Raw genomic sequence first — 20,531 nt, forward strand, 5'->3', positions numbered from 1 at the left:
ACGTTAAAATTTAAGAGTGTAGGAATAATCCACACTCTTTTTTGTTTATCATTGTGCTTAATTTTATGGTATGTATCGATTATTTCTTTTAGTATTTTTTTGTGCAACTGCAGGTTATTCGCAAACGATAACCGGTCATGTTTTTGACGAAAACAAAACCCCGATGCAAGGTGTTTCGGTTTATTTGGACGGAACGACCATCGGAACAACCACAGACCAGGACGGAAAGTATGAATTAACAGCTGCTAATGCAGTCAATACGTATTTGATTGTCAGCATTATCGGGTACGAAACGGTTATCATTGCCAATCCTTTTTCAATCGCTGACCGGAAGTTTAATCTTACTCCGAAACCGACATCGCTTCAGGAATTGGTAATTGCCAAAGATCCTTTTACAAGAGCCCAGAAATTAGCGGTTTTCAGGGAACAGTTTTTGGGGAAGACCAAAGCCGGTAAAACCTGTAAAATCTTAAACGAAAATGCTATTAATTTTGAATACGATTTTTCAACAAATACCCTGAGAGCCACTTCGGAAGTGCCTTTGATCGTTGAAAATCCTTATTTGGGTTACCAGATCGATTTTGAAATACACGATTGCCATGTGAAGTTTTACAAAAAGAGTATCAAAAGCAGTGATGTTACGGCGAGTGCATCATTAGGAACCACAAAATACACCAATCTGGATGTTTCCTCAAAAGAAATCAAGAACAGGGATAAGTTGTACTTCGGTTCACAAAAACATTTTTTTAAAAATTTGGCCGATAATATTTGGGGAGCTAAGGAGTTCTTATTGTTCAATGGCTCTTATCAGGATGATCCCAACCATTTTTTCTCCGTCACACCGCAGGGATCCCTGAAAAAAGTAACGATCATCGGTAAAACCACTAATTCGATGTTTATTGGTAATACAGGGTCAAAATATGTTTGTACGTTTAATTTGCTGTATGATAAAAAGAGACAGTCAAAAGTTGATTTTCTTACCAATGAATTTTATGTAGACCAATTCGGTAACACCACTGAAGTTGATAAAATACAATTCGGAGGCGATATCGGTTCCCAGCGAATTGGGGATTTACTTCCGGTGAATTTTGTACCTTCGGCAAAGTTATAGTGCAAGACTGAGTAATGACATTCAAACAGAAAATAATACACCACCACCTGACGTTGCTTCAGGATAAAATCGATGTGTACCGCGATATGATTTCCGGTTTGGCCGATGATGCCCAAAACGACGCCAAAAGTTCCGCAGGCGATAAACATGAAACCGCGCTCTCGATGATGCATCTGGAGCAGGAAAAACTAAGCGCTAAATTGCAGGAAGCGATTCATCTGAAAGAGATTCTGAGCAAAATTGATGTTTTGGTTGACAGTAAAAAAGTGGTTCTGGGAAGTTTGGTTCAGGCTAACGGTTTGCAGCTGTTTATCAGTGCGGCGCTGCCTAAAATTACCATTGAAGGCGTTTCGGTTTTGTCCTTGTCGCCACAATCGCCATTGGGGAGCCAACTGTTGGGGAAAGAAACCGGAGCTGTTGTGGAAGTTAACGGTTCAAAATTCACCATCGCCGGTGTTGCGTAAATCATTTTAAACGCTTTAGAAGACCATGAAATTAAAATACCTTTTTCTGCTTTTACTCTCCGTTTCTGTTTTGGCACAGAAGAAAAAAAACACTGAATTGCCCAAAAAGAAGCGCGGCGTAGACCTTATCGTTAAAAATGCCAAAGTTTATACCGTAAACAAAGGCTTTGAAATAGTCGAAGCTTTTGCGGTGCATAACGGACGAATTGTGTCCATGGGGAAATCATCCACCTTTAACGATTGGTATGTAGCGGATCAGACCATTGATGCTAAAGGCAAATTTGTTTACCCCGGTTTTTACGATGCACATGCACACTTTTACAGCTACGGCTTAAACCTGCAACGCGTCGATTTGAGAGGGACCAAAAGTTTTGATGAGGTAGTTGGGAAAATAATCGCTTTTCAGAAAGAGCATAATCTTGACTATATACAGGGTAGAGGTTGGGATCAGAACGATTGGGACGTGAAAGAATTCCCTTCTAAAGAACTTTTAGATAAATATTTCCCGAATACACCGGTTGCCATCACCCGAATTGACGGGCATGCTTTATTGGCCAACTCAAAAGCATTGCAAATGGCGGGAATCACCACAAAAACCAAAGTGGAAGGCGGTGAAATCGAAGTGAAAAACGGTCAGCTTACCGGAATCATAATCGATAATCCCATGGAACTGGTCTACAGCAGTATTCCGAAGCCCTCAAAACAAATGCAGATAAATGCCTTAAAAGCGGCGGAAAAGGTAATGTTTGATTACGGTCTGACCACCATAAACGAGGCCGGCCTGGAGCGCGAAACCATTGAATTAATCGACGGCCTTCAGCAAGCGGATCAGCTGGATATTAATATTTATGCGATGGCCGCCGCAACAAAAGAAAACCTTGATTATTACACACAACTGGGGATTTATACCACTGATAAATTAAATGTACGTTCTTTTAAATTTATGGGTGATGGTGCTTTGGGTTCTCGTGGCGCCTGTCTGCATGCAGCCTATTCCGATAAGCCAAAACACTTTGGTGCGTTATTGTCCCCAATCAAAGAAATAAGAAAGATTGCCCAACAGATTGCGGATTCCGAGTATCAGATGAATTCCCACGCCATCGGAGATTCCACCAATACGGTTTTGCTGAAAATCTACCAGGAAGTTTTAGCTGATAAGCCCAATAGACGCTGGAAAATTGAACACGCCCAAATCATGCGGGAACAGGATTTCGATTATTTCAAATCAGGGATTATTCCTTCGGTTCAGCCAACACACGCCACCTCCGATATGTATTGGGCACAGGACAGGGTTGGGAAAGGCCGCATCAAAAATTCCTACGCATACAAAAAAATACTGCAGCATGCCGGATTGATCGCCTTAGGAACTGATTTTCCCATTGAAGAAGTTAACCCGATGTATACCTTTTACGCTGCCGTAGCGCGCAAAGATCTTAAAAACTATCCTCAAGGTGGTTTCCAGTCTGAAAATGCCTTAACGCGCGAAGAAACGCTGAAAGGGATGACGATATGGGCCGCCTATTCCAACTTTGAAGAAGACCATAAAGGGAGTCTTGAAGTAGGCAAATGGGCCGATTTTACCATTTTCGATGTCGATATTATGACCATGGATATAGACGGGATTCCTTATGTGAAACCGGTTAACACGTTTGTTAAAGGGAAACAGGTTAAATAGATAAAATTCCAAGCAAAGTTTTTTTGAGCGAAGGGTTTGAGCATTCTAGTGATCCTTGTTCCTGCTGTCTGCTTTATCTCTTCGCTGCACTGCGAGGATGCCGCTCTCATCAGGGCTAATGAGTAATCCATATTACTTTTTGCAGTGTTTTTTTCTGAAAATTACAATCTGTAATCCAAAACTGCTATTTTGATATTTGAAAATTACACTTCTATTACTAAAATTGATTTTAATGTTTTAAAATGTAATCAAAAAACGTTTTAAGATTTCAATGTTAAACTTTAAAGCGCAATTTTGTTTCATAATAAAACTTAAAAGAAACGATTATGTGCGGAATTTTAGGAATCATAGGAACCGAGAAAAAAATAGATACAGCATTAGTGCAACAACTTTCAAAAAGAATGTCCCATCGCGGACCAGACGAAAGCGATTTGCATATCAACGAAAAAGGACATTATCTCTGTCATGAGCGTTTGTCGATTGTGGATCTGCAAACCGGAAAACAACCTATTCAGGGCACTACTTCGGCCTGGATGGTGCACAATGGGGAAATTTACAACCATCAGAAATTGCGTGATACGGTTTTAAAACACCATACCTTCCGTACTACTTCGGATTCAGAAGTGATTGTACACCTGTATGAAGAATTCGGTTATGATTTTTGTGATATGCTGGACGGGATTTTTGCCTTCATGGTAATCGATGGGGATGATTTTATTGCCGGTCGTGATCCGCTTGGGGTAAAACCATTGTACTATGGAAAAGATGCGGAAGGCCGTTTGTATTTTGCTTCTGAAATGAAAGCAATTGCAGGCCAATGTGAAACTTTTGAAGCATTTCCACCCGGACATTTTTATACGCCAAAAACCGGTTTTGTGAAATACTATCAGCCTAAATGGGAAGAGGAATCCTTAGCGGTTGAAAAACTTGATTTGAGTGCAATCCGTGAAACCTTAACCGAAGCTGTTCGTAAACGTTTAATGAGCGACGTGCCGATTGGCGTTTTGCTTTCCGGCGGACTTGATTCTTCCTTAATTTCTTCCATCGCTTCCCGCTTATTGAAAGATGTTGATGGTTATAAACTGCGCTCATTTTCCATCGGTTTGGATAAAGACGCCCCGGATGCTGTAGCGGCAAGAGCTGTGGCGGAGTTTTTAGGGACGGACCACCATGAAATCCATTTCACCATTGAAGAAGGAATCGAAATACTTGATAAATTAATCTGGCATTTGGAAACGTATGATGTGACTTCCATCCGCGCCAGCACGCCTATGTATTTCCTGTCAAAAGCCATTACGGATATGGGCATCAAAGTAGTGCTTTCCGGGGAAGGTTCCGATGAGATTTTCGGAGGTTATCTGTACTTCAGAAACGCACCAAGTGTGGCCGATTTTCAAAAAGAAACCATCGAACGCGTACAACGTCTTTCAACTGCAGATTTGTTACGTGCGGATAAATCAACAATGGCGCATGGTTTAGAAGCCCGGGTTCCGTTTTTGGATAAAGCGTTTTTAGAATTAGCCATCAAAATCCAACCGGAAGAAAAAATGCCGAAAACCTACGACGGAATTGAAAAATACATCCTCAGAAAAGCGTTTGATACACCGGAACAGCCTTATTTGCCGGAAGCGATTTTATGGCGTCAGAAAGAGCAGTTTTCAGACGGAGTGGGGTACAACTGGATTGATACGTTGATTGAATATTGTACTTCGCAGGTTTCCGATGAAGCTTTTGCACAAGCCGAGGTTTTGTTCCCTTACAACACGCCGGCTACCAAAGAAGCGTTCTTCTACCGAACAGTTTTCCATAAACATTTCCCTCAGGACAACGCTGCCAAAACGGTCCGAAAATGGATTCCGAAATGGCAAACCAACCAAGATCCAAGCGGCCGTGCCAATGCTGCACACGTTAAGGCTGATACCACTATAGCGGCAACCGCAGAAAAAGCAATTGTATAATTTACAATGTGATTAGTTTGTTTGTAAAGGCGTCGGATTTTTTCCGGCGCTTTTTTTATTCCCCTTCTTTGGAGGGGTGCCCGAAGGGTGGGGTGGTTTTATCCAAATTGTTGGATATTGGTTTTTAGTGGATTAGTTGCCAAATACATCACATAGAATTCCTTTTTAGCCCTGATGAGGGCCGAACGTTAAGAAACAGTCCAGTGGACTGTTTTAGTGTAGGAGCCAGGTGGCATGGTGGCAAATCGCGTTTAGTGCAGACAGCAGGAAAATGGCTTCCCGGAAATCCTGAACCTTTCGCTTTAAATCCCAGTCTTGAAATTTAAATTTTCACAGCCTTTCAAATCCTGATATAACAAATTGTCAGGTTTTGAATCAGGTTAATAAATTGATGTTTTTTGTTAATAACTTACGGTTTCAAGTCGCTTATTTGTGTGGAATATCATCTTCGTTTTTATATATTTGCTCGTTAGACAAAAATTATACATTCAGAAGAATAAATTATGAGCGAAGAAGTAAAAAAGAGCAGTTATTCGGCAGACAGTATTCAGGCGCTTGAGGGAATGGAGCACGTAAGGATGCGTCCTTCAATGTACATTGGTGATACGGGTGTGCGAGGGCTTCACCACTTGGTTTACGAGGTTGTGGACAACTCGATTGACGAGGCGTTGGCCGGACACTGTGATACTATTTTTGTAAGCATTAACGAAGATAATTCCATTACGGTTGAAGACAACGGTCGTGGAATCCCGGTAGATATTCACAAGAAAGAAGGAGTTTCCGCACTTGAGGTTGTAATGACCAAAATCGGTGCCGGAGGTAAATTCGACAAAGATTCCTATAAGGTTTCCGGAGGTTTGCACGGGGTTGGGGTATCGTGTGTTAACGCGTTGTCCGATCACTTAAAAGCTACGGTTTTCAGAGAAGGAAAAGTATACGAGCAGGAATACGAAAGAGGTAAAGCGATGTATCCGGTTAAGCAGGTTGGCGAAACCGACAAGCGCGGAACAACGGTTTGGTTCAAGCCGGACGGAACTATTTTTACGCAAACGTTAGAGTATTCTTATGATACCTTGGCGGCTCGTATGCGTGAGTTGGCTTTCCTTAACAAGGGAATCACTATCACGTTGACAGATAGAAGGGAAACAGATAAAGACGGAAATTTTGCCGGTGAAACTTTCCATTCCAAAGAAGGTTTGAAAGAGTTCGTTAAGTTCCTGGATGGTAACCGTGTGCCTATTATCGGTCACGTAATCAGTATGGAAAACGAGAAAGGTGAGGTTCCGGTTGAAGTGGCGTTGATTTATAACGACAGTTACTCGGAAAACATTTTCTCTTACGTAAATAACATTAATACACACGAAGGAGGTACGCATTTGCAAGGTTTCCGTATGGGATTAACCCGTACGCTTAAAAAGTATGCCGATGCTTCCGGATTGTTGGATAAACTGAAATTCGAGATTTCCGGAGACGACTTCCGTGAAGGTTTGACTGCGATTATTTCGGTAAAAGTGGCAGAACCTCAGTTTGAAGGACAGACCAAAACCAAATTAGGAAACAGAGAGGTGGTTTCACCAGTTTCTCAGGCAGTAGCCGAGATGTTGGAAAACTATCTTGAGGAAAATCCAAACGATGCTAAAATCATTGTTCAGAAAGTAATCTTAGCAGCTCAGGCACGTCACGCGGCGAAAAAAGCCCGTGAAATGGTACAGCGTAAAACCGTTATGGGCGGTGGTGGCTTACCGGGTAAACTTTCCGATTGTTCTGAGCAGGATCCGGCAAAATGTGAGGTGTTCCTTGTCGAGGGAGACTCGGCGGGCGGAACGGCTAAACAAGGTCGTGACCGTGCTTTCCAGGCAATTTTGCCATTACGTGGTAAGATTTTGAACGTGGAAAAAGCAATGCACCACAAAGTATTCGAAAACGAAGAAATCCGTAATATTTTCACGGCGTTAGGAGTTACTATCGGAACAGAAGAAGACAGTAAAGCGCTTAATCTTGAAAAACTGCGTTACCACAAAGTGGTTATCATGTGTGATGCCGACGTGGATGGTAGCCACATTTCAACATTGATTTTGACATTCTTCTTCCGTTATATGAAGGAATTGATCGAGAACGGTTATGTGTACATTGCCACTCCGCCTTTATATATGGTGAAAAAAGGGAATAAGAAAGAGTACGCCTGGAACGATACGCAGCGTGATGAAATCTCGGAAAGAATGGGCGGTGGAACAGGTATCCAGCGTTATAAAGGTCTTGGAGAGATGAACGCGGAACAGTTGTGGGAAACTACCATGAATCCTGAGTTCAGAACTTTACGTCAGGTATCTATTGACAGCCTTGCAGAAGCAGACCGAATCTTCTCGATGTTGATGGGGGATGAGGTTCCGCCTCGTAGAGAATTTATTGAGAAAAATGCTGCTTACGCTAAAATTGATGCGTAATTGGTTTAAAATACTGGGATTGCTGTTGACTTCTTTGTTTTTTACAAACGAGTCAATGGCGCAGTCCGACCAAACATTGGAAGAATTAGGGTATCTTATAAATGATGCCCTTTTCTTTTCGGACCAATACATAACACCGGCCACCGATGCAGCGGTATATCAGTCGGCTTCGGGATGGGTAACTTCCCCTAAAAAAAGGAAATTATGGGATGTGACTTTAGGGTTGCATACCAATTTGTTTTTTGTGCCGAAACGCGACCGAAGTTTTCATATTCAAAACAGCGATTTCAACTTTTTTCAGATTGAGGGTGCAACTTCTGCAACAGTACCGACTTCTTTGGGTGATGATGCCCAGATATATTTGGTCGGGGACTTGGATGGGGAAGAGGTTCGTCTGAAAACACCGGAAGGGGTAAATCAGGAGACTATTTTTTATCCTTTTCTGCAAGGCTCTTTGGGTCTTTGGTACGGTACCGAAGTATTGGTGCGTTTTTCGCCTAAAACCAAGCTTAAAAAAGGGGATTATCAGGTGTATGGTTTCGGATTGAAGCATAATTTTAGTCAGTATTTCAAAACGCTTGAAGCAAAAAAAATACATTTGGCGGCCTCGCTGGTTTATTCTAAAGAAGATATCAGTTTTGATTTTATTACCGTGCCCACGCAATATGGTAGTTTGGGTATTAATCAGTTGAACGGTTTGGTCGATACCTGGCAATTTCAGGTGAATGGATCGAAAGAGTTTAAGAACTTTGAACTGATGGCCGGAATTATCGCTACTACCAGTGATTTTAAGTACGTTGTAGGGGGAGAAAGAGGTGAGATTGAGGATGTGATTCCACTGCAGCAACTCTTGAATAAAAAACTTGAGGAGATTTATAAAACCAAAACCAATTTGATGGGTGAAGTCTCCGGCCGCTACCAGATTAAAAGATTTTATCTGCAACCGATAATCGCCTTTGGTAAATTTGTTAATACCAATTTTTCTGTTCAATATGAATTTTAATTCCTATATTTAGAACCTAAAATTAACCAACCCAAAAAATATTTAAATCATGAAAGTAACTATAGTTGGTGCCGGAAATGTAGGTGCCACTTGTGCAGATGTTATCTCGTACAGAGGTATTGCAAGTGAAGTAGTTTTATTGGATATCAAAGAAGGTTTTGCCGAAGGTAAAGCCATGGATATTTCACAATGTGCCACTACAACAGGTTTTAACACCCGTTTAGTTGGTTCAACGAATGATTACACTAAAACTGCAGGCAGTAATGTAGTGGTAATCACTTCCGGGATTCCAAGAAAGCCGGGAATGACACGTGAGGAATTAATCGGAATCAATGCCGGAATCGTAAAAGGTGTGGCTGAAAATGTGTTGAAACATTCGCCAAATGCTATTATTGTTGTGGTTTCCAATCCAATGGATACAATGACGTATTTAACGTTAAAAGCAACAGGATTGCCTAAAAACCGTATCATCGGAATGGGTGGTGCGTTAGACAGTTCCCGTTTTAAATACTATTTGTCAAAGGCGTTGAACAAACCTTCAAACGATGTGGACGGTATGGTAATCGGAGGTCACGGGGATACTACCATGATTCCTTTAACCCGTTTAGCGTCGTACTGCGGTACACCGGTTTCAACGTATCTTTCTCAGGAAGAAATGGATAAAGTTGCTGCTGATACTATGGTAGGAGGAGCAACGTTGACTGGTTTATTAGGGACTTCTGCTTGGTACGCGCCGGGAGCTTCAGTAGCGTATTTGGTGGACAGTATCTTAAACGATCAGCGTAAAATGATCCCTTGTTCTGTTCTTTTGGAAGGAGAATATGGTCAGGAAGATATCTGTTTGGGAGTACCATGTATCATCGGTAAAAACGGAATCGAATCCATCGTAGACATCAAATTAAACGATGCTGAAAAAGCGTTGTTCGCTAAAAGTGCGGATGCAGTTCGTGCCATGAACGGCGATTTAAAGTCTGTTTTAGTGTAATCGAAATTGAATATAAAAAGAGGACTGCTTCAGGCAGTCTTTTTTTTGATATAATTAAGAAATAAATTGGTAAATAGTATTGTAAAGTATATATTTGCTCGTTTTTGAAAAAAATAATTAATTTTTAGTAATAATGCAGAATAAAGGACTCATTAAATTTTTCGCAATTTTATTTGCATTGGTAAGTATTTACCAGCTATCCTTCACATTTGTTACCAATAATATAGAGAGTAAAGCGAAAGCTTTAGCCAATGGCGATTCCAAAAAAGAATTGGCGTATTTGGATTCTATGAGCAGGGAAAAAGTGTTTTTGGGAATGACTTTTCAGGATGTCAGATCAAAACAAATCAACAAAGGTCTTGACCTTGAAGGAGGTATCAACGTAACACTTCAAATCTCCATTAAAGATGTGTTGAAGGGATTGGCGAACAATTCCAAAAATCCTGTTTTCAATCAGGCTTTAGCAGAAGCAACCAAAAACAGAGAAGGTAATCAGGATTATCTGGATGCTTTTTTCATTGCTTTTGACAACGTATCAAATGGTTCGGTTAAATTATCCTCTCCGGAAATTTTCTCTAACAAGAACTTGACAGAGATTAATTTCAAGATGTCGGATAACGAAGTTAAACCAATCCTTAAAAGGAAAGTTGCTGAGTCTGTAGAGAGTGCATTCAACGTTTTAAGAGAGCGTATCGACAAATTTGGTGTAACACAACCGAATATCCAGAAAATTGGTGAATCAGGAAGAATCTTAGTTGAGCTTCCGGGCGCAAAAGATGTTGACCGTATTACTAAATTATTACAGAGTACAGCTCAGTTAGAATTCTGGGAAACGTATAAAGTAGAAGAGATCGGAAACTTCTTATTGGCGGCTAACGAAACTTTGAAGAAAACGGAAAAGCCGGTAGCAGTTAAAGAAGCTCCTAAAACTTCTCAAATTGATTCGTTATTAACCGGAAATGCTGCAAAAGATACTACTGCTGCAGGTGCTGCTGCCAACAACCCATTATTAGGTTTGGTTAAAGGTGGCGGACAGCAGGGAAGTCCTGTTTTGGCGTATTTTAATCCAAAAGATACCGCAAAAGTTAACTCCTATTTAAAAAGAGCAGACATCCGTGCGTTGTTATCAGGAGATCAGCGTTTCGCGCGTTTTGTTTGGGGTAAAGTAAACCCTAAAACTCCGGATGCGGTTGAATTATATGCTATCAAAACTAACCGTGACGGTGTGCCGCCTTTGAGTGGTGGTGTGATTACCGATGCGGCTGAATCTTTCGACCAGATGGGAAGACCGTCTGTTACGATGCAGATGAATGCTACAGGAGCCAGAATCTGGGAAGAGTTAACAGGTAATGCTTTTAAACAAAGAAGTAATATTGCGATTGTTCTTGATAATATTGTTTACTCTGCACCGGGAGTATCTTCCGGACCTATTGCAGGAGGACGTTCTGAAATTTCAGGTGTATTTGATGTAACAGAGACTAAAGACTTAGCAAACATCTTAAGAGCAGGTAAATTACCGGCTTCTGCAGAAATCGTACAAAAAGAAGTTGTAGGTCCGTCACTGGGTCAGCAGGCTATTGATAACGGTATCATGTCGTCTATCGTAGGTTTGGCTTTAGTGTGTATGTGGATGGTATTCTACTACGGAAGAGCAGGTTGGTATGCTAACGTTGCTTTGATTGTTAACTTATTGTTCTTGTTCGGAATCTTAGCAAGCTTAGGTGCGGTATTGACTTTACCGGGTATTGCGGGTATCGTATTGACAATGGGTACGGCAGTAGATGCGAACATCATTATTTACGAACGAGCGAAGGAAGAATTGCGTCACGGTAAATCACTTGCGGATTCAGTAGTGACTTCTTACAGTTGGCATGGTGCGATGCGTTCTATTATCGATGCGAACGTTACGCATATCTTAACCGGTTTAATCTTATTCGTTTTCGGAACAGGACCAATCAAAGGTTTCGCGACTACATTGTTGATCGGTATTTTCACTTCATTGTTCACGGCAATCTTCATCGCAAGAATGTTTATCGACCGTGATATAGCAGCAGGAAGATCATTAATGTTCTGTACTAACACTACTAAAAACTGGTTTACAGGATTCAACTTCGATTTTATTAAGGCTAAGAAATTCACTTATATCTTCTCTTCATTGGTTGTGATTGTAAGTTGTATTTCATTTGCTATCAATGGATTGGATGAAGGTGTTGATTTTGTAGGAGGTAGAACGTTCCAGGTGAAATTCGAAAAGCCGGTAACGCCTTCTGAAATTTCAGAGGAATTAACAAAAGAATTCGGTGTAAACGTAGAGGTAAAAGAGTTTGGTAACCCAAGCCAGATGCGTATCATCACTAAATATAAAGTATTAGAAGACGGAGTAGGTGTTGACAAAGAAGTAAATGAGAAATTATACAACGGCTTAAAGAAACATTATGCCAGCAATATTTCTTACGATGATTTCATCAATACAGCTGAAGGTAAAACTTTAGGGGTTGTACAATCGTCTAAAGTAAGTGCTACGGTTTCTGATGATATCAAAACGAACTCGTTATGGGCGGTTATCGGAGCGATGTTGGTAGTAGGATTGTACTTAGTGGTTTCTTTCCGTAAGTGGCAGTACTCTTTAGGAGCTATCGCTGCTGTGGCACACGACGTTATCTTCGTATTGGGAACTTACTCGTTATTGTACAAATTCATGCCGTTCCACATGGAAATGGATCAGCACTTCATTGCGGCTATTCTTACCGTAATCGGTTACTCCATGAATGATACCGTAATTGTATTCGACCGTATCCGTGAGTTCATCGCAGGTAATACTAAAGGTGATTTCAACAAGATTGTAAACGACTCGGTTAATACTACGTTATCAAGAACCATCAATACATCATTAACAATGCTTGTTGTATTGTTGATCATGTTCATTTTCGGTGGTGAGTCCATCAGAGGATTTATCTTCGCGATGTTGATCGGTATTGGAATCGGTACGTATTCTTCCTTATTCTTGGCAACTCCGGTATTAGTAGACACTATGCCTAAGTCGGACAAGAAAGAAGTAGAAAGACTTCACGAAGAAGCTAATCAAGTAGCATAAGCTATCTTATAAATAATGGAAAAGCCACTCAGCGATGAGTGGCTTTTTTGTTTTTGGACAGTGATGGTTTGGGTGTTTTTGGTATCGTATTTCCTGCCATGCGCTGCAACCTTTTCCTTGCCTGCTTTCCGGGCCTGCAAGGAAAAGGGTTTCCACTGCTGTCAGGAGTAGGAATTGGCTGTTTGAGTGTCAGGATACCGGGTTGTTCTTTACGGGATTTTCATTGTAGTTATATAGCTTTAATTCTAGTTGCAGGAGAGTTTTAAAGACTAATGAATAGAATTGCGAGTAATAAAAAAGCCAGCACAAGGCTGGCTTTAAAATTGTATGGTGAAAAGGTCTTTAAGAAGTCTTTTTAACTGCTTTTGAGACCAAATAAGCGCCTATCGCGATAAAAGGGATACTTAGCCACTGTCCGGTAGAAAAAAGCGTATTATCGCCAAAACCACCCTGACTTTCTTTTACAAACTCCACAAAGAAACGAACGGTCCAGAGCATGATCAGGAACAATCCGAAAAGGAAGCCTTGTTTTTCTCTGGCGTTGGTCTTCCAGTACAGATAAAGCAGTATGAAAAATACGAAAATGTAACAGAAGGCTTCAAAAAGCTGGGCCGGGTATTTAGGCACCACCGCCGCTAACTGATCTGCAAAATGAGGATCGGTTTCGATGGCTTTGTAGGCTTGTTCCACATTGTTTATACCGGTTTCCTGTATGGCTTCTTTATCCGAATACCTGTCGCGCACAAAACGGATTCCCAGTGAAGAAGTGGTTACATCTCCAACAATTTCCGAGTTGAAAAAGTTGCCCAAACGAACAAAGATCGCGCCGCTGGCCACGGGGATTACAATTCGGTCTAAAATCCATAAAATAGGGCGTTGGATGATCTTTTTGCTGTAATAATACATTACTACAATGATCACGATGGCAGCACCATGACTGGCTAAGCCCGCAAAACCAGTAAATTCAAATTCCGGTTCGAAACGGAACGGTAATAAGATTTCCAGTTTGTGGTCTTTGAAATAGTCCCAGTCGTAAAAGAAAACCTGTCCCAATCGCGCGCCCAAAAGGGTGGCAAATACGGTGTAAATGAATAAGGAGTCCAGTTTTTCAAGGGTTTCTCCCTCTCTTTCGTAAATTTTTTTCATCAGGTACCAGCCTAAACCGAAGGCGATGATAAACATCAGGCTGTAATAGCGGATCATGAAAAAACCTAAATCGATACCCGGAGGGGAGTTCCAGATCATGTGTAATGCGTGTGTCATAGGTAAGTGTATACTTGGTAACGGTAAATATAATTATAATTGGTAAAATGCGAAATTAAATTCCTGGCTCAGATGTCCTTTCTCTATTTTCTATGTTCTTTTCTCTTGTCTTTTGTCCCTTTTTTATGAGACTAAGGCACCGGATCATACCCGCTTCCGCCCCAGGGATGACAACTCCCGATTCGCTTTGCGGCCAGCCATCCGCCTTTGAACAGGCCATGTTTTTTGAGGGCCTCAACGGCATATTGCGAGCAGGTAGGCGAGTAGCGGCAGACCCCCGGCGTATATGGGGAGATGGCTGCCTGGTAAAACCGGACTAATAGTACAAACGGAAAAATCAGAATCTGTTTCAGCATGTTTCAAAAAAAATGATGAAGTAAAGATACTCCATCATTTGTAAAATTATTGTGATATTCGATTTATTGTACTGTGAACGATGTGCCTTCTTTGCCATCCTTCAACTGTATACCTAAGGCTAACAGTTTGTCGCGGATTTCATCAGAAAGTCCCCAGTTTTTGTTGGCTCTGGCTTCTTCACGCATTCCGATCAGCATGTTGACCACACCGTCCAGTTTGTCGCTGTTCGCGGCAGTTTCTTTTTCGTTTCTTAGTCCTAAAACGTCAAAAACAAAAGCGTGAATTGCTTTTTTGAACAGCTCAAGATCAGTAGTAATTAGGGTTTCTTTTCCTTCTCTTAACAGGTTGATGTAACGAACCGCTTCAAACAACTGTGCAATCAGAATTGGGCTGTTGAAATCATCGTTCATGGCATCATAACAGGTTTGTTTCCATGTTTTTACATCAAAAGAAGACGTTTGTCCTGCTTCCACATTGTTTAAATTTTCGATGGCTTCCATCAATCGGTTGTATCCTTTTTCAGAAGCTAAGATAGCATCGTCTGAAAAATCCAGAATACTACGGTAATGTGCCTGTAAAACAAAGAAACGTGCCACAGAAGCCGAAAAAGCTTTACTTAACACCGAGTTGTTTCCGGTAAACAATTCTCTCGGAAGAATATTGTTTCCGGTCGATTTGGCCATTTTCTTTCCGTTAAGGGTAAGCATATTGGCGTGCATCCAGTAATTTACAGGTGTTTGACCCGTACAGGCTTCGTTTTGTGCGATTTCACATTCGTGGTGCGGGAATTTTAAATCCATTCCGCCGCCGTGAATGTCAAATTGTTTGCCCAGATATTTTGTGCTCATCGCAGTACATTCCAAATGCCATCCCGGGAATCCGTCGCCCCAAGGCGAAGGCCAGCGCATAATGTGCTGTGGTTCAGCATTTTTCCATAAAGCGAAATCCAACGGGTTTAATTTGTCTGATTGTCCGTCTAAGTCACGGGTGTTGGAAATCATATCCTCGATGTTGCGCCCGCTTAATTTTCCGTAATTGTGATGCTCGTTGTATTTATTCACATCAAAATATACCGAACCGTTGGACACATAGGCAAAACCATTGTCAACAATTTGTTTGATAATTTCGATCTGCTCAATAATATGTCCCGTTGCTGTTGGTTCAATGCTTGGCGCATGGTTGTTGAACAGTTCCATGATCTGATGAAAATCCACGGAATATTTCTGTACAACTTCCATCGGTTCAATCTGTTCCACGCGTGCTTTTTTGGCGATTTTGTCTTCTCCTTCATCTTCATCGTCCACAATATGGCCAACATCGGTAATATTACGCACATAACGCACTTTGAAACCTAAATGTTTTAGGTATCGGTACACCAAATCGAAAGAAATGAAAGTTCTACAGTTCCCCAAGTGAACATTGCTGTAAACCGTTGGTCCACAAACATACATCCCCACATGTCCTTCATGGATGGGTTTGAATAGTTCTTTTTCTCCTGAAAGGGAATTGTAAATCTTTAAATTCTGATGTTGGTATAAGTGCATATATATCTATTGATTAAAGTATTCAATAATATTAAGAAGGAGATTTAAAACTTGGTGTCTAATTTTATGTAATCCAAAAACTCTCTTCGAATTTTATCTTCTTTGAATTTTCCTCCGAATTCAGCGGTTACCGTACTGCTTTCAATGTCGCGGATTCCTCTTGAGTTCACGCAAAGGTGTTTTGCATCGATAACGCAGGCTACATCCTGTGTGTTCAATACTCTTTGTAATTCCTGAACAATTTGGATTGTTAAACGCTCCTGTACCTGAGGGCGTTTAGCGAAATAATCCACGATTCGGTTCATTTTGGATAAACCTACAACGGTTCCGTTGGAAATATAAGCAACATGGGCGCGTCCTACGATAGGTAACAAGTGGTGTTCGCAAGTGGAATAAACCGTAATGTTTTTTTCCACAAGCATTTCGCCGTATTTGTATTTGTTCTCGAAAGTTGAAGAACCCGGTTTTTTATGAGGATGTAATCCACCAAAAATTTCTTTTACGAACATTTTGGCCACACGGTTCGGAGTGCCTTTCAGACTGTCATCGGTAAGGTCAAGCCCCAATGTGTTAAGGATATTTTCGACATCTTTTTTGATAGAGTTGATTTTCTCTTCATCGGACATTTCAAAAGCATCAGAACGTAAAGGAGTTTGTGCGCTTGTTCCAACATGGTCGTCTCCTAATTGATCGTTCAAATCGTCGTTATGAATCATTATGGGTGAAATTGTTTTTAATATGTTATAACGCAAAGATAATTAATTAATATGAAATGCCTATTATCGGCAAAATGTTTAATAAAACGGATGAAATGTATTACATATTACGGTTGAATTATAACAAAAAAAAGGTTTTTTGTAAGGGGCTTATTTTTACGAGGTATCGTGTTTGCTGGGATTTTTGGTGAATTTCGATGAATTTTATAATATTTTTAGTAATACGTTTTTTTTATTCACAAAGTTTTGCATATTTGTGAATTAACAAAAAATTAGTATTTAACTTAAAGCCAAAAAACTATAGACAAAAAATTACTTTTACTTTTCAATTTTACTTCTCTTCAGAATTTACTTGTCAGTAAAGAGTTTTTCTTGTGTTTTTTTGGGTTTGAGTTATTAGGGTTGCCAACAAACTATTAATATCAAATTACCAAACCATTATGGGAAATTTTTTAGCTAGACATGAAAGGCCGCTGGTAAAGCAATTGGGTTTCTTCAAGAAAATCGGATTTACATTTTGTATTATTTTGATTTTTTCCTCAACTGCTTATTCGCAAAAGTATCAGGTTGTCGAACAAGGCCTTGTTCCTGAAAATCTTGATCAGATGAACAAGACTCAAAAAGCGGGATCGACAATAGTGGATTTGTTTAAAAAAGTTGAGGGAACTTATCAGGTTCAATGCTTTAAAAAAGATTACACCATTTTGCAGTCTGAAGCTCTTTATCAGAAAATTGTTTCTTTAAGAAAAGAGGATCAGGACGTTTACATCGATCTTGATGTGAATTCACGTCTGTTTTTACCATCGAATGCCAGTGTTAAGGCAATCGGGTTTAAAAAATTAGAGACTATTTTATACACTTCTAAATAATTCGGTATGCCAAAAAGAATTACTTTTTATAAATTTTTCCTTGCAGCTTTAGTTTTTTTCTTAGGAAATTCTCTTTTTGCTCAGGAAACGTGTGCAACAGCAACTACTGTAACCGATTTGACCGGAGCTACCTGCGCAACTTCTGCCGTAGGTACGGTGAACGATATTGGTTCAGGAGGTTGTGAAGAAGGTGTTTTGGATACTTGGTTTTCTTTTGTTGCACAAGGAGGAACGGCAACCATCAATGTTTCCGCAACTGCAGCAGGTTTCAGGCCTGAAGTTGTTGTAGCATCTTCCAGCAATGGTACCTGCGCAGGAACTTTTTCAGTTGAAGGCTGTTTTGATGGCGCTGGTAACTATACAGTTCTAAACGGAAGCGTTGTTAACGGACTTACTCCGGGAGTAAGATACTGGATTATCGTTTCCAGTAACGGAGATGTTTCAACAGGAACATTATCGGTGTGTGTTAACAATCCGGTCGTTTCGGCTTCATGTACCAATAATCAAACTTGTGGAACTGCTACCGCTATTCCGCTTAATGCTCCTGGTGGTGGTGCGGCATGTGTAACCGATTGTAACAACGGCGCAAATGTAGGGCCTGATTTCACTGGAAACAACTGTTATGATTTGCCTAATCCTACCGTTTGGTATTCTATTACAACAGGCGCAAGTACCGCTTCACTTAATGTAAGTGTGACAAGTGCAACAATGACCACTCCTGAATTTTCGGTTTTTACTAACAATTGTGTACTGTTTACCAATGTAGGTTGTGTCGAGGGTTCTGGGGGTACTGCAACAGGTAATAATATTCCTGTGGCCGCAAATACTACCTATTTAATTGCTGTATCTAACGTTTCTGGAAGTCAAGGTACTTTTGATTTATGTATTACCCAGAACGCTGATGCGAGTGCTTGTAATACTACTGATGCATTAACTGTAACCGCCACTTCAATGGGTTCGCCATTAGGAGGTCCATACCAACCGGGAGAGCAGGTTACTTTTCAGTACACTGTAACAAATTGGCAGCAGATTAACTGTAACTATATTGGTGCTTTTGTCCCGACTTTTGGTAATTGTTGGGCTGCTTCATCTTTCAACGCACAGGGAATGCCTGTGAATATAATTACTCCTTTGAACGTGAACGGAACAATTCAGCCATGTCCTCCGGGGCCACCTTGTGCGTGGAGTGGATGTGTTGGATCTCCATCGGGTTCATGGAACTGGTTTCCTGCAGGTTCAGTCACTTATAATGTTAATGGATATTATCCAGCAGGAACACCTATGCCTGCCGGTTGGTATTTTTTATCGTCTTATAGTCCGGCTACAGGTGCCTGTATTGGAGATCCTACTGATCCTGATAATACGTATGGGGATGGAAATTTCCCTGCCTGTGGTACTAACACATTCGATTACACAATTAGGTTCGTTCTAACAGCTGGCGGCGCAGCAAATTGTACTGCAGGTACAACAGATTGTACGGTTTCTATCAAAACATTTGGCGATGGAGAATTTGGTACGTGGAACAATATTGGTTGTACTGTTGATTTACCTTCAACAGCTCCGGCAAGTTTGTTATGCTGTACTCCTCCTGTAATGACGAGTTTGACATCAACTGCTATTTGTAACAACACCAATGTTAATTTTGCTTTGACGGCTGATGTTCCCTCGACATTTTCCTGGGTTGCTACCGCCAATGCTAATGTTACCGGAGAAAGTACAACTGCCCAAGCTGGAGCAACCATAACAGATGTTTTAGTAAATATAACTGCAATTCCTCAAATAGTTACTTATACAGTAACTCCAACTTCAAATCCTGGAGGATGTGTTGGAACTCCACAAACAGTTAGTGTAACTGTTAATCCACCATCAATAATCACATTAACTTCTGCTGCAGCTACTGCTAACCAAACAGTATGTGTAAATAATGCTATTACAAATATTACCTATAGTATTAGTGGAAGTGCTACCGGAGCAGGTGTTGTAGGATTACCTGCGGGAGTAACCGGAAGTTTTGCGGCCGGAGTGTTCACGATCAGTGGAACACCAACAGCTTCAGGAACGTTCAATTATACTGTGACCACTACCGGAGGTTGTGTACCGGCAGTTACGGCTACAGGTACTATTACGGTAAATCTATTAAATACCATTGCTGCAGGTGTTAACAGAACACTTTGTATTAACACTGCAATGACCAATATAACGTTAGCTACCACAGGTGCAACGGGTGCTACATTTGCAGGACTTCCTGCGGGTGTAACCGGTTCATGGGCAGCTAATGTCGCTACGATAAGCGGAACGCCAACGGCATCAGGTACGTTCAACTATACGGTAACTACTACCGGAGGATGTCCACCGGCAACGGCTACGGGCACTATCACGGTAAATCCACTAAATACGATTGTAGCGGGAACGAGCCAAACGGTTTGTATCAACACGGCAATCACAACGATTAACCTTGCTACTACAGGAGCTACAGGTGCTACTTTTGCAGGACTTCCTGCGGGGGTAACCGGATCATGGGCCGCGAACACAGCGACCATCAGCGGAACGCCAACGGCGGCTGGAACGTTCAACTATACGGTAACTACTACCGGAGGTTGTCCACCGGCTACGGCTACGGGCACTATAACGGTAAATCCACAAAATACAATAGCAGCGGGAACGAGCCAGACGGTTTGTATCAATACTGCAATCACTACGATTAACCTTGCTACTACAGGTGCTACAGGTGCTACATTTGCAGGACTTCCTGCAGGGGTAACCGGATCATGGGCCGCTAACACAGCGACTATCAGCGGAACGCCAACAGCGGTTGGAACGTTCAACTATACGGTAACTACTACGGGCGGATGTCCACCGGCAACGGCTACGGGCACCATCACGGTAAATCCACAAAATACCATTGCAGCGGGAACAAGCCAGACGGTTTGTATCAATACTGCAATTACAACAATCAATTTAGCTACTACAGGCGCTACAGGTGCTACATTTGCAGGACTACCAGCGGGTGTAACCGGATCATGGGCAGCGAATACAGCTACGATAAGC

General features: G+C 41.2%; 14 protein-coding genes. 10 read left to right on the top strand and 4 right to left on the bottom strand.

Annotated features, from left to right (window positions below):
* The first annotated feature begins 70 nt into the window (after positions 1 to 70).
* The 8 genes from ACWPKD_RS12185 (at position 71) to secDF (ending at position 12,734) form a co-directional block, all read left to right on the top strand.
* Positions 71 to 1,111: a carboxypeptidase-like regulatory domain-containing protein gene (locus ACWPKD_RS12185; RefSeq protein WP_455412951.1), complete on the top strand. Its 1,041-nt coding sequence runs from the start codon at positions 71 to 73 to the stop codon at positions 1,109 to 1,111.
* 14 nt (positions 1,112 to 1,125) lie between these two features.
* Positions 1,126 to 1,575, top strand: a complete 450-nt coding sequence (locus ACWPKD_RS12190; RefSeq protein WP_455412952.1) for a hypothetical protein — start codon at positions 1,126 to 1,128, stop codon at positions 1,573 to 1,575.
* Between the two features lie 25 nt (positions 1,576 to 1,600).
* A complete protein-coding gene (locus tag ACWPKD_RS12195) occupies positions 1,601 to 3,250 on the top strand; it encodes an amidohydrolase (RefSeq protein WP_455412953.1) in 1,650 nt (549 codons plus the stop codon).
* A 326-nt stretch (positions 3,251 to 3,576) separates the two neighbouring features.
* Positions 3,577 to 5,208 (top strand): asparagine synthase B, encoded by a 1,632-nt coding sequence (asnB, locus tag ACWPKD_RS12200; RefSeq protein ID WP_455412954.1) that lies wholly within the window; start codon positions 3,577 to 3,579, stop codon positions 5,206 to 5,208.
* A gap of 503 nt (positions 5,209 to 5,711) precedes the next feature.
* The gene (gyrB, locus tag ACWPKD_RS12205; RefSeq protein ID WP_455412955.1) at positions 5,712 to 7,652 is read left to right on the top strand and encodes a DNA topoisomerase (ATP-hydrolyzing) subunit B; all 1,941 of its coding nucleotides are present in this window, start codon (positions 5,712 to 5,714) and stop codon (positions 7,650 to 7,652) included.
* On the top strand, positions 7,624 to 8,655 hold the full coding sequence (locus tag ACWPKD_RS12210; protein ID WP_455412956.1) for a DUF6588 family protein: 1,032 nt from the start codon (positions 7,624 to 7,626) through the stop codon (positions 8,653 to 8,655). Before gyrB ends, ACWPKD_RS12210 begins: the two co-directional genes overlap by 29 nt.
* 49 nt (positions 8,656 to 8,704) lie before the next feature.
* Positions 8,705 to 9,640, top strand: coding sequence for a malate dehydrogenase (locus ACWPKD_RS12215; RefSeq protein ID WP_455412957.1), 936 nt, complete (start codon positions 8,705 to 8,707; stop codon positions 9,638 to 9,640).
* A gap of 133 nt (positions 9,641 to 9,773) precedes the next feature.
* Positions 9,774 to 12,734, top strand: coding sequence for a protein translocase subunit SecDF (secDF, locus tag ACWPKD_RS12220; RefSeq protein ID WP_455412958.1), 2,961 nt, complete (start codon positions 9,774 to 9,776; stop codon positions 12,732 to 12,734).
* A gap of 342 nt (positions 12,735 to 13,076) precedes the next feature.
* Here secDF and lgt read toward each other — a convergent pair whose 3' ends face one another.
* The 4 genes from lgt to folE form a co-directional block, all read right to left on the bottom strand.
* The gene (gene lgt, locus ACWPKD_RS12225; RefSeq protein WP_455412959.1) at positions 13,077 to 13,997 is read right to left on the bottom strand and encodes a prolipoprotein diacylglyceryl transferase; all 921 of its coding nucleotides are present in this window, start codon (positions 13,995 to 13,997) and stop codon (positions 13,077 to 13,079) included.
* 131 nt (positions 13,998 to 14,128) lie between these two features.
* Entirely contained in the window at positions 14,129 to 14,353 is a 225-nt protein-coding gene (yidD, locus tag ACWPKD_RS12230) for a membrane protein insertion efficiency factor YidD (protein ID WP_455412960.1), read from the bottom strand.
* Between the two features lie 63 nt (positions 14,354 to 14,416).
* A complete protein-coding gene (cysS, locus tag ACWPKD_RS12235) occupies positions 14,417 to 15,898 on the bottom strand; it encodes a cysteine--tRNA ligase (RefSeq protein ID WP_455412961.1) in 1,482 nt (493 codons plus the stop codon).
* Positions 15,899 to 15,942: 44 nt separating this feature from the next.
* Positions 15,943 to 16,614, bottom strand: coding sequence for a GTP cyclohydrolase I FolE (gene folE, locus ACWPKD_RS12240; protein ID WP_455412962.1), 672 nt, complete (start codon positions 16,612 to 16,614; stop codon positions 15,943 to 15,945).
* Between the two features lie 440 nt (positions 16,615 to 17,054).
* Here folE and ACWPKD_RS12245 point away from each other — a divergent pair, with 440 nt between their 5' ends.
* Entirely contained in the window at positions 17,055 to 17,483 is a 429-nt protein-coding gene (locus ACWPKD_RS12245) for a hypothetical protein (RefSeq protein WP_455412963.1), read from the top strand.
* 6 nt (positions 17,484 to 17,489) lie between these two features.
* Positions 17,490 to 20,531: PKD-like domain-containing protein (locus tag ACWPKD_RS12250; protein WP_455412964.1), on the top strand; the 3,042-nt coding region annotated here is incomplete at its 3' end.

The organism is Flavobacterium pedocola (genome assembly GCF_053764385.1).

Bases quoted from the DNA above. Each gene is read 5' to 3' on its own strand.
- ACWPKD_RS12185 (WP_455412951.1), top strand. From the start codon at position 71: ATGTATCGATTATTTCTTTTAGTATTTTTTTGTGCAACTGCAGGTTAT.
- ACWPKD_RS12190 (WP_455412952.1), top strand. From the start codon at position 1,126: ATGACATTCAAACAGAAAATAATACACCACCACCTGACGTTGCTTCAG.
- ACWPKD_RS12195 (WP_455412953.1), top strand. From the start codon at position 1,601: ATGAAATTAAAATACCTTTTTCTGCTTTTACTCTCCGTTTCTGTTTTG.
- asnB (WP_455412954.1), top strand. From the start codon at position 3,577: ATGTGCGGAATTTTAGGAATCATAGGAACCGAGAAAAAAATAGATACA.
- gyrB (WP_455412955.1), top strand. From the start codon at position 5,712: ATGAGCGAAGAAGTAAAAAAGAGCAGTTATTCGGCAGACAGTATTCAG.
- ACWPKD_RS12210 (WP_455412956.1), top strand. From the start codon at position 7,624: ATGCTGCTTACGCTAAAATTGATGCGTAATTGGTTTAAAATACTGGGA.
- ACWPKD_RS12215 (WP_455412957.1), top strand. From the start codon at position 8,705: ATGAAAGTAACTATAGTTGGTGCCGGAAATGTAGGTGCCACTTGTGCA.
- secDF (WP_455412958.1), top strand. From the start codon at position 9,774: ATGCAGAATAAAGGACTCATTAAATTTTTCGCAATTTTATTTGCATTG.
- lgt (WP_455412959.1), bottom strand. From the start codon at position 13,997: ATGACACACGCATTACACATGATCTGGAACTCCCCTCCGGGTATCGAT.
- yidD (WP_455412960.1), bottom strand. From the start codon at position 14,353: ATGCTGAAACAGATTCTGATTTTTCCGTTTGTACTATTAGTCCGGTTT.
- cysS (WP_455412961.1), bottom strand. From the start codon at position 15,898: ATGCACTTATACCAACATCAGAATTTAAAGATTTACAATTCCCTTTCA.
- folE (WP_455412962.1), bottom strand. From the start codon at position 16,614: ATGATTCATAACGACGATTTGAACGATCAATTAGGAGACGACCATGTT.
- ACWPKD_RS12245 (WP_455412963.1), top strand. From the start codon at position 17,055: ATGGGAAATTTTTTAGCTAGACATGAAAGGCCGCTGGTAAAGCAATTG.